This window comes from Streptomyces sp. NPDC001851, assembly GCF_040297165.1.
In the GTDB taxonomy this organism is placed as follows: Bacteria; Actinomycetota; Actinomycetes; order Streptomycetales; family Streptomycetaceae; genus Streptomyces.
Genome location: NZ_JBEOYR010000009.1, coordinates 199,051 through 210,614 on the forward strand (window position 1 = coordinate 199,051; position 11,564 = coordinate 210,614).

The 11,564-nt window shown below is 74.2% G+C and carries 12 protein-coding genes; 10 read left to right on the forward strand and 2 right to left on the reverse strand.

Translation table 11 applies throughout. From position 1 onward, the window contains the following. Positions 1-83 precede the first annotated feature (83 nt). Positions 84-908 (forward strand): Fic family protein, encoded by an 825-nt coding sequence (locus ABT171_RS15820; RefSeq protein WP_351243932.1) that lies wholly within the window; start codon positions 84-86, stop codon positions 906-908. A gap of 395 nt (positions 909-1,303) precedes the next feature. Here ABT171_RS15820 and ABT171_RS15825 read toward each other — a convergent pair whose 3' ends face one another. After that, positions 1,304-2,134, reverse strand: coding sequence for an HAD family hydrolase (locus ABT171_RS15825; protein WP_351243934.1), 831 nt, complete (start codon positions 2,132-2,134; stop codon positions 1,304-1,306). A 594-nt stretch (positions 2,135-2,728) separates the two neighbouring features. Here ABT171_RS15825 and ssd point away from each other — a divergent pair. From ssd to ABT171_RS15860, 7 genes are all read left to right on the forward strand, one after another. Further along, entirely contained in the window at positions 2,729-3,835 is a 1,107-nt protein-coding gene (gene ssd, locus ABT171_RS15830; protein ID WP_351243936.1) for a septum site-determining protein Ssd, read from the forward strand. After that, positions 3,832-5,040, forward strand: a complete 1,209-nt coding sequence (locus tag ABT171_RS15835; protein ID WP_351243938.1) for a TadA family conjugal transfer-associated ATPase — start codon at positions 3,832-3,834, stop codon at positions 5,038-5,040. The genes ssd and ABT171_RS15835 overlap by 4 nt, the downstream gene beginning before the upstream one ends. 14 nt (positions 5,041-5,054) lie before the next feature. Continuing rightward, complete coding sequence (locus tag ABT171_RS15840; protein ID WP_351244140.1) at positions 5,055-5,894, forward strand: type II secretion system F family protein; 840 nt, start codon at positions 5,055-5,057, stop codon at positions 5,892-5,894. Between the two features lie 179 nt (positions 5,895-6,073). Next, complete coding sequence (locus ABT171_RS15845) at positions 6,074-6,850, forward strand: type II secretion system F family protein (RefSeq protein WP_351243940.1); 777 nt, start codon at positions 6,074-6,076, stop codon at positions 6,848-6,850. A gap of 80 nt (positions 6,851-6,930) precedes the next feature. After that, on the forward strand, positions 6,931-7,131 hold the full coding sequence (locus tag ABT171_RS15850) for a DUF4244 domain-containing protein (RefSeq protein WP_351243942.1): 201 nt from the start codon (positions 6,931-6,933) through the stop codon (positions 7,129-7,131). Continuing rightward, on the forward strand, positions 7,118-7,492 hold the full coding sequence (locus ABT171_RS15855; RefSeq protein WP_351243944.1) for a TadE family type IV pilus minor pilin: 375 nt from the start codon (positions 7,118-7,120) through the stop codon (positions 7,490-7,492). Before ABT171_RS15850 ends, ABT171_RS15855 begins: the two co-directional genes overlap by 14 nt. After that, positions 7,489-8,001 (forward strand): Rv3654c family TadE-like protein, encoded by a 513-nt coding sequence (locus tag ABT171_RS15860; RefSeq protein WP_351243946.1) that lies wholly within the window; start codon positions 7,489-7,491, stop codon positions 7,999-8,001. The genes ABT171_RS15855 and ABT171_RS15860 overlap by 4 nt, the downstream gene beginning before the upstream one ends. Here ABT171_RS15860 and ABT171_RS15865 read toward each other — a convergent pair. After that, positions 7,886-10,420 (reverse strand): DEAD/DEAH box helicase, encoded by a 2,535-nt coding sequence (locus tag ABT171_RS15865; RefSeq protein WP_351243947.1) that lies wholly within the window; start codon positions 10,418-10,420, stop codon positions 7,886-7,888. The two genes, ABT171_RS15860 and ABT171_RS15865, sit on opposite strands and share 116 nt — an antisense overlap. 80 nt (positions 10,421-10,500) lie before the next feature. Here ABT171_RS15865 and bldG point away from each other — a divergent pair, with 80 nt between their 5' ends. Together bldG and ABT171_RS15875 are read left to right on the forward strand one after the other, a co-directional pair. After that, complete coding sequence (gene bldG, locus ABT171_RS15870) at positions 10,501-10,842, forward strand: anti-sigma factor antagonist BldG (RefSeq protein ID WP_009189842.1); 342 nt, start codon at positions 10,501-10,503, stop codon at positions 10,840-10,842. 159 nt (positions 10,843-11,001) lie between these two features. Next, a complete protein-coding gene (locus tag ABT171_RS15875; RefSeq protein WP_351243948.1) occupies positions 11,002-11,430 on the forward strand; it encodes an ATP-binding protein in 429 nt (142 codons plus the stop codon). Positions 11,431-11,564 lie beyond the last annotated feature (134 nt).

Below are 11,564 nucleotides of genomic sequence, written 5' to 3' on the forward strand. Positions count from 1 at the left end.
GTCGATAGCTGCATGTGGCAGGCTGAAGTGAAGAAGACCACTCCTTCGAGGGGTCGGCCGATGGGGTGCGTAGGGTCGTACTCATGAGTACGACAGGCGCGAACGCCGACCCGCTCGCCGCCCTGGGCTCGCTGCCCGGTGTGGCCGACTCCGTGGAGTCCGTGCGCAAGGCCGTGGACCGGGTCTACGGGCACCGGATCATGCGGCGCCGCAGCACCGAGATCACCTCCGAGGCCGCCCTGCGCGCCGCCCGCGGCTCCGCGGCGCTCTCCGGTGCCGACTGGGCCCTGGAGGAGGTGCGGCGGCGCACCGACTTCGGCGTCGACTCCGAGGCGCGGGTCATGGGCGCGGCCCTCCGGCTGTCGGCGGAGGCCGGACAGCTGCTGTCCATCTGGCGGCAGTCACCCCTGCGGGTGCTGGCCCGGCTGCACCTGGTGGCCGCGGCGAGCCAGGGCGACGAGGTCGGCCGGCCGCGCCAGGCCGGTGAGGCGGTGGACGAGCCGCTGATCGAGCTGCCGCTGCCGGACGTCCGGGAGGTCTCCGGCCGACTGGAGGGGCTCGCGGACCTGATCATCGCGGGGACGTCCGCTCCCGCGCTGGTGACCGCCGCCGTGGTGCACGGCGAGCTGCTCGCGCTGCGGCCCTTTGTGTCCCACAACGGCCTGGTCGCGCGCACGGCCGAGCGGATCGTCCTGATCGGCAGCGGCCTGGACCCGAAGGCGATCTGCCCGGCCGAGGTCGGCCACGCCGAACTGGGCCGCGCGGCCTATCTGGCGGCGCTGGACGGCTACGTCTCCGGCACCCCGGAGGGCATGGCGGCCTGGATCGCGCACTGCGGCAGGGCGGTCGAGCTGGGTGCGCGCGAGTCGACGGCGGTGTGCGAGGCACTGCAGCGCGGCGCGGCCTGAGAGGGTCACCCGGCGCTGTCCGGGGCATGAGTTGCGGCGGTACGAGTGCTCGTACCGCCGCTGGCATGCTCACCGGGTTACCAAGCGTCCTCGATATGTGCCCATCAGGTCGGGGACTTTGCCCGTCACCTGGTGCGGCTGGCCCGTAATCGACGGGTCGACGTCGCGTGGGTGCCCGATGTCCATGCTGGGTCCGTGGGCCAAGTGCGTAGTAGTAGGGGATCCTCTCGGATGTCCTTTGGTCTCGCGGGCCTAAGGCCTTTGTACCGCGAGACGGGGGGAAGCGGAAGCCCTGCCTTCCGTTCTTTACTTTCAGGTTCAAACGAGGGCGAAACGGGCGCAGCTCCGGCGGCGCTCCGGTTCCGGCGGTGCTCCGGCTCAGGCACCGCTCCGGCTCAGGCGGTGCTCCGGCGCCGGCTGGCGTACCAGACGAGCCCCGCGGTCGCGGCCGCCGCTCCCACGGCAGCCGCCGCGACCAGCGCCGGGCGGGGCGGTACCGAGAACGTCGGCAGCCGCTTCTTGAGCGGGACCGGCCGGCGGAACTCCAGGACCGGCCACCCCCGTGCGAGTGCCTCGCGGCGCAGCGCGCGGTCCGGGTTCACCGCGTGCGGATGCCCGACCGCCTGGAGCATCGGCAGATCGGTCGCGGAGTCGCTGTAGGCGTAGCAGCGGTCGAGGTCGTAGCCCTCGGACACGGCCAGCTCCCGGATCGCCTCGGCCTTGGTCGGGCCGTAGGCGTAGTACTCCACCTCTCCGGTGAAGCAGCCGTCCTCGCCGACGACCATGCGCGTCGCGACCACCCGGTCCGCGCCGAGCAGCTCGCCGACGGGCTCCACCACCTCGGCGCCCGACGTCGACACGATCACCACGTCCCGCCCGGCCGTGTGGTGCTCCTCGATGAGGGAGGCGGCCTCGTCGTAGATGATCGGGTCGATGAGGTCGTGCAGGGTCTCGGCGACGATCTCCCGGACCTGCTGCACGTTCCAGCCGCGGCACATGGCGGACAGATACTCGCGCATGCGCTCCATCTGGTCGTGGTCCAGGCCGCCCGCCAGGAAGACGAACTGGGCGTATGCGGTGCGCAGCGCGGCCCTGCGGTTGATCAGTCCGCCTTGGTAGAAGGACTTGCTGAAGGTGAGCGTGCTCGACTTCGCAATGACCGTCTTGTCCAGGTCAAAGAAGGCTGCTGCGCGGGGCAAGGAGTGGTTTTCCACGTCCCAGAGCATAGGTGCAGCCCATTCGGCGTAAGGTGAGCGCGTGGGTTTGCCTGAGAGGGCTCTCGGGTACACCATGGAAGTCACGGATCGTTCGCGACCGTGCTAACCCGGTCCGGCTCCTCCCCCCCCGAGTCGGCCGTGGAGACGACCCCCGCTCTCCCCCCCGGCGGGGGTCGTCGCATGTCCGGATGGGTTTTCCCCTCCCTCCCCCCGTCTTCCGCACGGCTGCGGTCCCGGCGTCCTGCCACCCCGGCCGCCGCGTCGACCGGCCTACGCTCCGTCACTCACGGTAATCATCGTGCTGCGCTGTGGAAGTCGCACGGGCATCAGTACACCCATCACCGGTATGGGTGATGGCGATATTCACAGCCACCGAGTTGTCCACAGTTTTCGACCAAGATCCACCTGATTTCGCGGATCGCTGCACCGTGATTCCCACGCGCTCGGGCCATGGCGAGTTCATGGCCCGTTCCGATTGCCGGAGCGCGTGTGGCCGGTTTCCGCCGGCCGTTCATATGGGGGACCGCTTGCCGGTTCTTCACACCTTTGGGAATCGCGTGGCGGCAGGGGCTGCGCGGCCCATGCAGCGAAGGGGGAACACACGTGACCGCAGCCATCACCCACGACCCGCCGCCCGGCAGCGGAGACCGGCCGGGCCGGCCGCTCATCGTCACCGAGGACGCCGAAATCCTGGACGACCTGCTGCGCCTGTGCGCGGCCGCGGGCGCCACACCCGAGGTCCACCACGGCGTACCGGAACACGGCGACGGCTGGGAAACGGCCCCGCTGGTGCTCGTCGGCGACGACGCCGCACGCCGGCTCGGCGGGGCCACGCGCCGGCGCGGAGTCGTGCTGGTCGGCCGTGACCAGGACGACCCGGGGGTGTGGAAACGCGCCGTCGAGATCGGCGCCGACCACGTCCTGATGCTGCCCGACGGCGAACAGTGGCTGGTCGACCGGATCGCCGACGTCGCCGAGGGAGTCGGCCGCCCCGCCCTCACCGTCGGGGTGATCGGCGGCCGGGGCGGGGCCGGCGCCTCCACGCTCGCGTGCGCGCTCGCCGTCACCTCCGCGCGCGAGGGCCTGCGCACCCTCCTCGTGGACGCCGATCCGCTCGGCGGCGGACTCGACGTACTCCTCGGCGGTGAGAGCACCGACGGACTGCGCTGGCCCGCCTTCGCCGCCTCCCGCGGCCGGGTCGGCGGCGGCGCCCTGGAGGAGTCGCTGCCCGAACTGCACTCCCTCCGGGTGCTGAGCTGGGACCGCGGCGACTGCGTCGCCATCCCGCCGCAGGCGGTGCGCGCGGTGCTCGCCGCCGCCCGGCGGCGCGGCGGCACGGTCGTGGTTGACCTGCCCCGCCGCCTCGACGACGGGGTCGCCGAAGCCCTCGCCCAGCTCGACATGGCGCTGCTCGTCGTCCCCGCCGAGCTGCGCGCGGTCGCGGCCGCCGGGCGGGTCGCCTCCGCTGTCGGCATGGTCGTGCGCGACCTGCGCGTGGCGGTGCGCGGGCCGTACGCACCGGGTCTGGACGACCAGGAGGTGGCCCGCCTGCTCGGCCTGCCGCTGGCCGGCGAGGTCCCGGTCGAACCGCCGCTGCTGCACCCGCGGGGCGGCGCGAAACCGCCGGGCGCGACCGCACGCGGCCCGCTCGCCCGCTTCTGCGTGAACTTCTGGGAGCGGGCGCTGGTCGAGGCGGGAGGCCCGCGATGATCCACCCCGGACTCGACCGCGCGGACGGCGCCGCCCTGCTCGACGGCGTGCGGCGCCGACTGGCCGAGAGCGGCGCCGAACCCACCCCCGCGCGCGTGGCGCAGGCGCTGCGCGAACAGGGCCGGGTACTCGGCGACGCCGAGGTCCTCGGCGCGGCCCGGCAGCTGAGGTCCGAACTCGTCGGCGCCGGTCCTCTGGAGCCGCTGCTCGCCGACCCGGACGTCACCGACGTCCTGGTGTCCGCCCCGGACCGGGTGTGGGTCGACCGCGGCGGCGGACTGGAGCTGACCGCGGTGACCTTCCCCGACGCGGCGGCCGTACGACGCCTCGCGCAGCGGCTGGCCGCCGTGGCCGGACGACGGCTGGACGACGCCCGGCCGTGGGCGGACGCCCGGCTGCCCGACGGGACCCGGCTGCACGCTGTGCTGCCCCCGGTCGCCGTCGGCTGCACCTGCCTGGCCCTCAGGGTCGTACGGCCCCGGGCCTTCACGCTGGAGGAGCTGGTCGAGGCCGGCACGGTGCCACCCGGCGGCGAGGGGATCCTGCGGGCGCTGCTGGCGGCCCGGCTGTCCTTCCTGGTCAGCGGCGGCACCGGAAGCGGCAAGACGACCTTGCTCAGCGCCCTGCTGGGCCTGGTCGGCGCGGGCGAGCGGATCGTCCTCGCCGAGGACTCGGCCGAGCTGCGACCGGACCACCCGCATGTCGTCCGGCTGGAGACCCGGCCAGCCAACCAGGAGGGGGCCGGCCTGGTCACCCTGGAGGACCTCGTCCGGCAGGCGCTGCGGATGCGCCCCGACCGGCTCGTCGTCGGAGAGGTCCGCGGCCCGGAGGTCGTGCATCTGCTCGCGGCTCTCAACACCGGCCATGAGGGCGGCTGTTGCACGATCCACGCCAACGCCGCCGCGGATGTGCCGGCCCGCCTGGAGGCGCTGGCCACGGCCGCGGGACTGGACCGGGCCGCGCTGCACAGCCAGCTGGCGGCCGCGCTCTCCGTGGTCCTGCACCTTCTGCGGGACCGGTCCGGGCGGCGCCGGATCGCCGAGGTGCATGTGCTGGAGCGGGACGCCACGGGGTTGGTCCACACGGTGCCGGCGCTGCGGTGGGGCGAGCGGGCCTTCCTGCGGGAGCGGGGCTGGGAGCGGCTGCGGCACCTCCTGGACGCGGCGGGCGAGCTCGGGGACGGCGGAGAGAGGTGGCGGAAGTGACCGGTGGGACGTCGATGGGGGCGGCGCTGGTCTGTCTCGGTGCGCTGGCCTGGCTGCTGGGCGGCCGGCACTACGGGATGCGGCGGGCGCGGCTGCTGCTCGCGGGCGGCGGAGTGGTGGCGACCGGCCCGCCCGCCTGGGACCAGGCCCTCGCGGAACTGCGGCGGCTGCGCGGCCGGTTGGGCCCCGAGTGGTGGGCGCTCGCGGCCGGTCTGCTGCTCGGGCTGCTGGGGACCTCGCCGATTCCGGTGGTCGCGGGCGCGGCCGGGGTCCCGGTGCTGCGCCGGGTACGGCTGGCCCACCGGGCCCGGCGCGTCCGCGAGCGGCGGGCGGACACGGTGATCGCCCTGTGCGGGGCCCTCGCCGGGGAAGTGCGCGCCGGACGGCAGCCGGGCGAGGCGCTGCTGCGGGCCGCGCGGGATTCCGGCGGGCTCGGTGAGGCGCAGGCGGCCGTGGTCGCGGCCGCGCGGTTCGGCGGGGACGTGCCCGGCGCGCTCGCCGCGGCGGCCCGGCAGCCGGGTGCGGAGGGCCTGCTCGGGCTGGCCGCGTGCTGGCGGGTGGCCGTGGACCAGGGCGCGGGACTGGCGGCGGGTCTGGACCGGCTGGACGCGGCCCTGCGCGCGGAGCGGGACCAGCGCGCCGATCTCCGCGCACAGTTGGCGGGCGCTCGGGCGACCACCGTGCTGCTCGCCGTACTGCCCGCCCTCGGTCTGCTCCTCGGCACGGCCATGGGCGCGGACCCGCTCCGCGTACTCCTGCACACCGGCGCCGGCCTCGGCTGCCTGGCGACCGGATCGGCGTTCGAGGCAGCCGGGCTGTGGTGGGCCGTGCGGATCGTGCGGGGAGCGGTGTGAGCGGGCGCGCGGCCGGGGGCGTGCGGGAAGTGGCCGGAGACGAGGAGGGGAGAGCGGCGTGCGGACACGACATGCGGGGCGGCTCGCCGGAAGTGGCCCGCGATGAGCGGGCGAACGGTGTGGGGTGCGCGGCGTGCGGTGGGGTGCGCGGTCCGGCAGACGGGGGGAGAGCGGGCGGTATGAGCGGGGAACTTGTCCACAGGCTGGGGATGGCCGGGGTCGTGGCACTGGCTCTCGGCTGGGCGGTTCGGCGGCTGCATCTGGTCCGGCGGCGTCGGACGCGGCGTCGGGTGGCCGAGCTGCTGGGCCGGGACGTCACGGCCGCGAGGCGGAGGTTCACGCCGGCGGGCGCGGTACGGCGGTGGCTGCCGCCGGCCGGAGCGGCGTGCGGGGCGTGGGTTCTGGTCGGTGGCGTGACCGGGGCCGCGCTGGGCCTGGTAGCCGGTGTGGTGCTGTGGCGATGGCGCAGCCGCCAGTCGGCGGCCGGTCGTACTGAGCCGGTCGACACCGCCGCAGCCGCGCGCCAGCTCCCGCTCGCCGCCGACCTGCTGGCCGCCTGCATCGCGGCCGGTGCGGGGCCGGTGCCGGCGGCCCAGGCGGTGGGGGAGGCGCTCGGCGGACACGTCGGGGAGGCGCTGGCGCGGGGCGCGGCGGAGGTACGGCTCGGTGGTGAACCGGCGGATGCCTGGCGGTGTTTGGCCGAGCTGCCCGGCGCCGGAGCCCTGGCCCGGCTGCTGCAGCGCGCCGACGAGTCCGGGCTCCCGGCGGCGGGCCCGGCCGCCCGTCTCGCCTCCGACGCACGCGCCCAGTGGGCCCGCACCGCGACGGCCCGTGCCCGCCGCGCGGCCGTACTGATGTCCGCGCCGGTGGGCCTGTGCTTCCTGCCCGCCTTCATCGCGGTCGGTGTGCTGCCCGTCGTGATCGGCCTGGCGGGCAGGGTGATGGGAGGCAGGTGAGGCGTACGAGGACGGACGAGCACGACAAGCCTGAGCAGGCGAACAGAACCACGGAAGACCTGAACCTCACGGGGGTTGGAATGAGCAAGAAGACCGAGCAAGCGGCGGTGCGGCTGCGGCGGAAGTGCCGCGCGGACGCCGGAATGGTGACGTCCGAGTACGCGATGGGCATCATCGCGGCCGTCGGGTTCGCGTTGCTGCTCTACGAGGTCGTCACCAGCGGCCAGGTCCGGACGGAGCTTCAGGACATCGTGAAGAAGGCCCTCAGTGCGCGGATGTGAGCGACGCGCGGACCGGGGGTTCGTCACCGCGGAGGCGGCCGTGGTGCTCTGCGTACTGGTGGCGTTCACCATGGCGCTGGTCTGGGGGCTGCTTGCGGTGGCCGCACGGATCCAGTGCGTGGACGCCGCCCGTGTGGGCGCCCGGGCCGCCGCCCGCCAGGATCCGGCGGACGCGGTCGAGACGGTGACCCGGCAGGCGGCGCCGCGCGGGGCTCGGGTGACGGTCGGGCGCGAGGGCGACCAGGTCCGGGTGACGGTGGTGGCCAGGCCGCCGGTGCTGAGCGGACTGCCGTTCGAGGTGCGGGAGGAGGCCGTCGCGCCGGCCGAGGACACCACGGGGGCCGGGGAGGCGGGGCCATGAGGCGAGGCGTGGCGAGGGGAGGTGCGGTGAGGGGTGCGGCGCACGACCGGCGGAACTCCGACCGGGGGTCCGCCACCGTGTGGAGCCTGGGAGTGATCGCCGTGCTGTGCGCGGTGTTCGGCGCCGTGCTCGCGCTCGGACAGGCCGTCGTGGTCCGGCACCGGGCGGCCGGCGGCGCGGACCTGGCGGCCCTCGCGGCGGCGGCCCACTGGACCGAGGGCGGTGCGGCGGCCTGCGCACGGGCGGAGAAGACGGCGGCAGCCGACGGGGTGCGGCTGGTGCGGTGCACGATCGCCGGCGAGACCTCGGACGTGACGGCGGCCGCGGGAAGAGGACCGTTCGCGGCGGAAGTCAGGGCCAGAGCCGGGCCGGCGGGCCCGGCACCGGACGCCCTCAACCGCGGGGCGCCCGCCCCGGAGCCGTCCCGTCCAGGCTCTCGGGGTCCTCTGAGGGCACCCGGCTCTCCCCGTCCGGCTTCTCCTCCGGCGCTCCCCGCAGGAGCACCGTGAGAAGCCGCACCGCACCCCGCTTGTGCAAGGGATCGTTGCCGTTGCCGCACTTGGGGGACTGGATGCAGGAGGGGCAGCCGGCCTCGCACTCGCAGGAGGCGATCGCCTCACGGGTGGCGGTGAGCCAGGCGCGGGCGGTGTGGAAGGCCCGCTCGGCGAAGCCCGCGCCGCCCGGGTGGCCGTCGTACACGAAGACCGTGGGCAGGAGCGTGTCGGGGTGCAGGGGCACGGACACGCCGCCGATGTCCCAGCGGTCGCAGGTCGCGAACAGGGGCAGCATGCCGATCGAGGCGTGCTCGGCGGCGTGCAGGGAGCCGCCGAGGATCTCCGGGATGATCCGGGCCTCGTCCAGCTGGTCCTCGGTGACCGTCCACCACACCGCGCGGGTGCGCAGCGTACGAGGGGGGAGGTCGAGTTTCGTCTCGCCCAGCACTTCACCGGTGATGACGCGTCGGCGGAGGTAGGAGACCACCTGGTTGGTGACCTCGACCGAGCCGTAGCAGAGGCGGGCCGCGCCCCACGGGATCTCGGTGTCCGTCTCCAGGATGGAGATCGACGTGGTGTCGCGGGCGACCGTGGAGTACGGCGGGTCGGCCTGCTCGACCAGGGCCACCGCGTCCTCCAGGTCCAGCCGGCGCACCAGGTAGGTGCGGCCCTGGTGCAGGTGGACCGCGCCCTCGTGGACCGTGGAGTGCGCGGCGCCCGCGTCGACCGTGCCGAGCAGCCGGCCCGTGCCGGACTCGACGACCTGCACCGGGCGCCCGCCCGCGCCGCGGATGTCGGTCAGGTCGGCGGCCCGCTCCCGGCGCGTCCAGTGCCAGGCCTTCGTCCGCCGGCGGAGCAGCTTCGCGGCCTCCAGCTGCGGCAGTACGTCCGCGCAGGCGGGGCCGAAGAGGTCCAGGTCCTCCTCGGACAGCGGGAGTTCCGCGGCGGCGGCGCACAGGTGCGGGGCGAGGACGTAGGGGTTGTCCGGGTCGAGGACGGTCGATTCCACCGGCTGGTCGAACAGGGCCTCGGGGTGGTGGACCAGGAAGGTGTCCAGCGGGTCGTCGCGGGCCACCAGCACGGCGAGCGCGCCCTGTCCGGAGCGGCCCGCGCGGCCCGCCTGCTGCCACAGGGACGCGCGCGTGCCCGGATAGCCGGCGATCACCACGGCGTCCAGACCGGAGACGTCCACGCCCAGCTCCAGGGCCGTCGTGGCGGCCAGGCCGAGAAGGTCGCCGGAGTGCAGGGCGCGTTCCAGGGCGCGGCGCTCCTCGGGGAGGTAGCCGCCGCGGTAGGCCGCGACACGCCGGACCAGGGAGCGGTCGACCTCGGCGAGCTTCTCCTGGGCGATCACCGAGATCAGCTCGGCGCCGCGCCGGGACCGTACGAAGGCGACCGAGCGCACGCCCTGCACCGTCAGGTCGGTCAGCAGATCGGCGGTCTCGGCGGTGGCGGTGCGCCGTACGGGTGCGCCCCGCTCGCCGTGCAGGTCGGTGAGCGGGGGTTCCCAGAGGGCGAAGACGAGTTCGCCGCGCGGGGAGGCGTCGTCGGCGACCTCGGTCACCGGCAGCCCGGTCAGCCGGCGGGCGGCGACGGCGGGCTCGGCGGCGGTCGCCGAGGCCAGCAGGAACACGGGTGAGGTGCCGTAGCGGGCGCACAGGCGGCGCAGCCGGCGCAGCACCTGGGCCACGTGCGAGCCGAAGACGCCCCGGTAGGTGTGGCACTCGTCGATGACGACGTACCTGAGCGATTTCAGGAAGGAGGACCAGCGCGGGTGGGAGGGGAGTATCCCGCGGTGCAGCATGTCGGGGTTGGTGAGGACGTAGTTGGCGTACTGGCGGATCCACTCCCGTTCCTCGAACGGGGTGTCGCCGTCGTACACGGCCGGGCGCACGGCGGTGCCCAGAGGTTGTGAAAGTTCCTTCACCGACCGGCACTGATCCGCCGCGAGCGCCTTGGTGGGGGCCAGGTAGAGGGCGGTGGCCCCGCGGCCGTTCGGCGCCTGTGAGCCGTCCAGGAGGGTGGACAGGACGGGAACGAGGTACGCCAGGGACTTGCCCGACGCGGTGCCGGTGGCGACCACCACGGAGTCGCCGTCCAGGGCGTGCTCGGCGGCCAGCGCCTGGTGCGCCCACGGGTGCTCGATGCCGCACGCCTGGACGGCCGCGATCACCTCGGACCGAATCCGGTCAGGCCAGACGGCATGGCGGCCCGCGCGCGGGGGCAAGTGCTCCGTATGAGTGATGCGCGCAGACCGGCTCGGCCCCGAGGCGAGCCGGTCCAGGACCACGCCCGGAGACGGGCGGGACGCCGGGTCCGCCGGGGATCGATCGGATCGGTGATTCTTGGCCATCGGCACCGAGTGTGTCACTGGCGTGACGGACAATGGAGCCAAGGCGTCGTGCACGCCTGCCGGTAAGTGATTGAATGCCATCGCGGCTGGCGATGCGTCCCGGGGGCCGCAAGTCGGGTGCCCGAGGGGCGACCGCTCGATAGCAAGGTGCTGGAGGATCCGTGGACCTGTCCCTGTCGACCCGTACCGTCGGCGATCGCACGGTCGTCGAGGTCGGTGGCGAAATCGATGTATACACCGCGCCCAAGCTGCGCGAGCAGCTGGTCGAGCTGGTGAACGACGGGAATTTCCACCTCGTCGTGGACATGGAGGGCGTGGACTTCCTCGACTCCACCGGGCTCGGCGTACTGGTCGGCGGCCTGAAGCGAGTGCGTGCCCATGAGGGCTCGCTGCGCCTGGTCTGCAACCAGGAGCGCATTCTCAAGATCTTCCGCATCACCGGCCTCACCAAGGTGTTTCCGATCCACACCTCGGTCGATGAAGCGGTGGCGGCCACCGACTGACCCAGGACCCGTCACCGGCGCCGGGCTCCCGACGGGGCCCGGACGCCGGGCGGTTCCGGCCGGGCCGATGAAGTGGCCCGGGCACAGAAGCACACCAGGGGGTGCGGGCTCACGGCGGCCCCGCCCCCGACCGCACGCCCGTAGTCGCGAGGGGGATGCATGGCCATCGTCGAACTCCGCTTCAGCGCGCTGCCCGAGCACGTCCGGACCGCCCGGCTGGTGGCGGCCGCGGTGGCACGCAGGGCCGGAGTGGACGAGGCCGTCCTCGACGAGGTCCGGCTCGCCGTCGGCGAAGCCTGCTCCCGTGCCGTCGGACTCCACCAGAGCAGCGGCATCAGCGCGCCCGTGAAGGTGGCGCTGATCGAGGAGGAGAAACAGTTCTCCATCGAGGTCGGCGACGAGGCGCCGCACGCCACGCCGGGCGACACGCCCGGCGCGCAGGGCGCCGAGGCGGAGATCGAGGAGGACGAGATGGGCCTCGCGGTCATCAGCGGCCTCGTCGACGACGTGGAGGTCACCACCGGACAGGACGGCGGCCTGATCCGGATGACCTGGCCGACCGCACCGCCGGCCGCGGCACTTCTCTGACGCCGTCGCACCACCTCACGAGGGCCCTGCCTGGCAGGGCCCTCGGTGTTTTTCTCACACGAATGAGACGCCCTCCCGAATTCGTGAAGGAATTCACGATCATCCGCGATCATTCACCAATGCCTTCAGGGCAT

Coding starts and splice junctions, on each gene's coding strand:
- ABT171_RS15845 (WP_351243940.1), top strand. CDS start 6,074: ATGAGCGGGGAACTTGTCCACAGGCTGGGGATGGCCGGGGTCGTGGCA.
- ABT171_RS15825 (WP_351243934.1), bottom strand. CDS start 2,134: ATGCTCTGGGACGTGGAAAACCACTCCTTGCCCCGCGCAGCAGCCTTC.
- ABT171_RS15835 (WP_351243938.1), top strand. CDS start 3,832: ATGATCCACCCCGGACTCGACCGCGCGGACGGCGCCGCCCTGCTCGAC.
- ABT171_RS15860 (WP_351243946.1), top strand. CDS start 7,489: ATGAGGCGAGGCGTGGCGAGGGGAGGTGCGGTGAGGGGTGCGGCGCAC.
- ABT171_RS15875 (WP_351243948.1), top strand. CDS start 11,002: ATGGCCATCGTCGAACTCCGCTTCAGCGCGCTGCCCGAGCACGTCCGG.
- ABT171_RS15820 (WP_351243932.1), top strand. CDS start 84: ATGAGTACGACAGGCGCGAACGCCGACCCGCTCGCCGCCCTGGGCTCG.
- ABT171_RS15865 (WP_351243947.1), bottom strand. CDS start 10,420: ATGGCATTCAATCACTTACCGGCAGGCGTGCACGACGCCTTGGCTCCA.
- ABT171_RS15850 (WP_351243942.1), top strand. CDS start 6,931: ATGAGCAAGAAGACCGAGCAAGCGGCGGTGCGGCTGCGGCGGAAGTGC.
- ABT171_RS15840 (WP_351244140.1), top strand. CDS start 5,055: ATGGGGGCGGCGCTGGTCTGTCTCGGTGCGCTGGCCTGGCTGCTGGGC.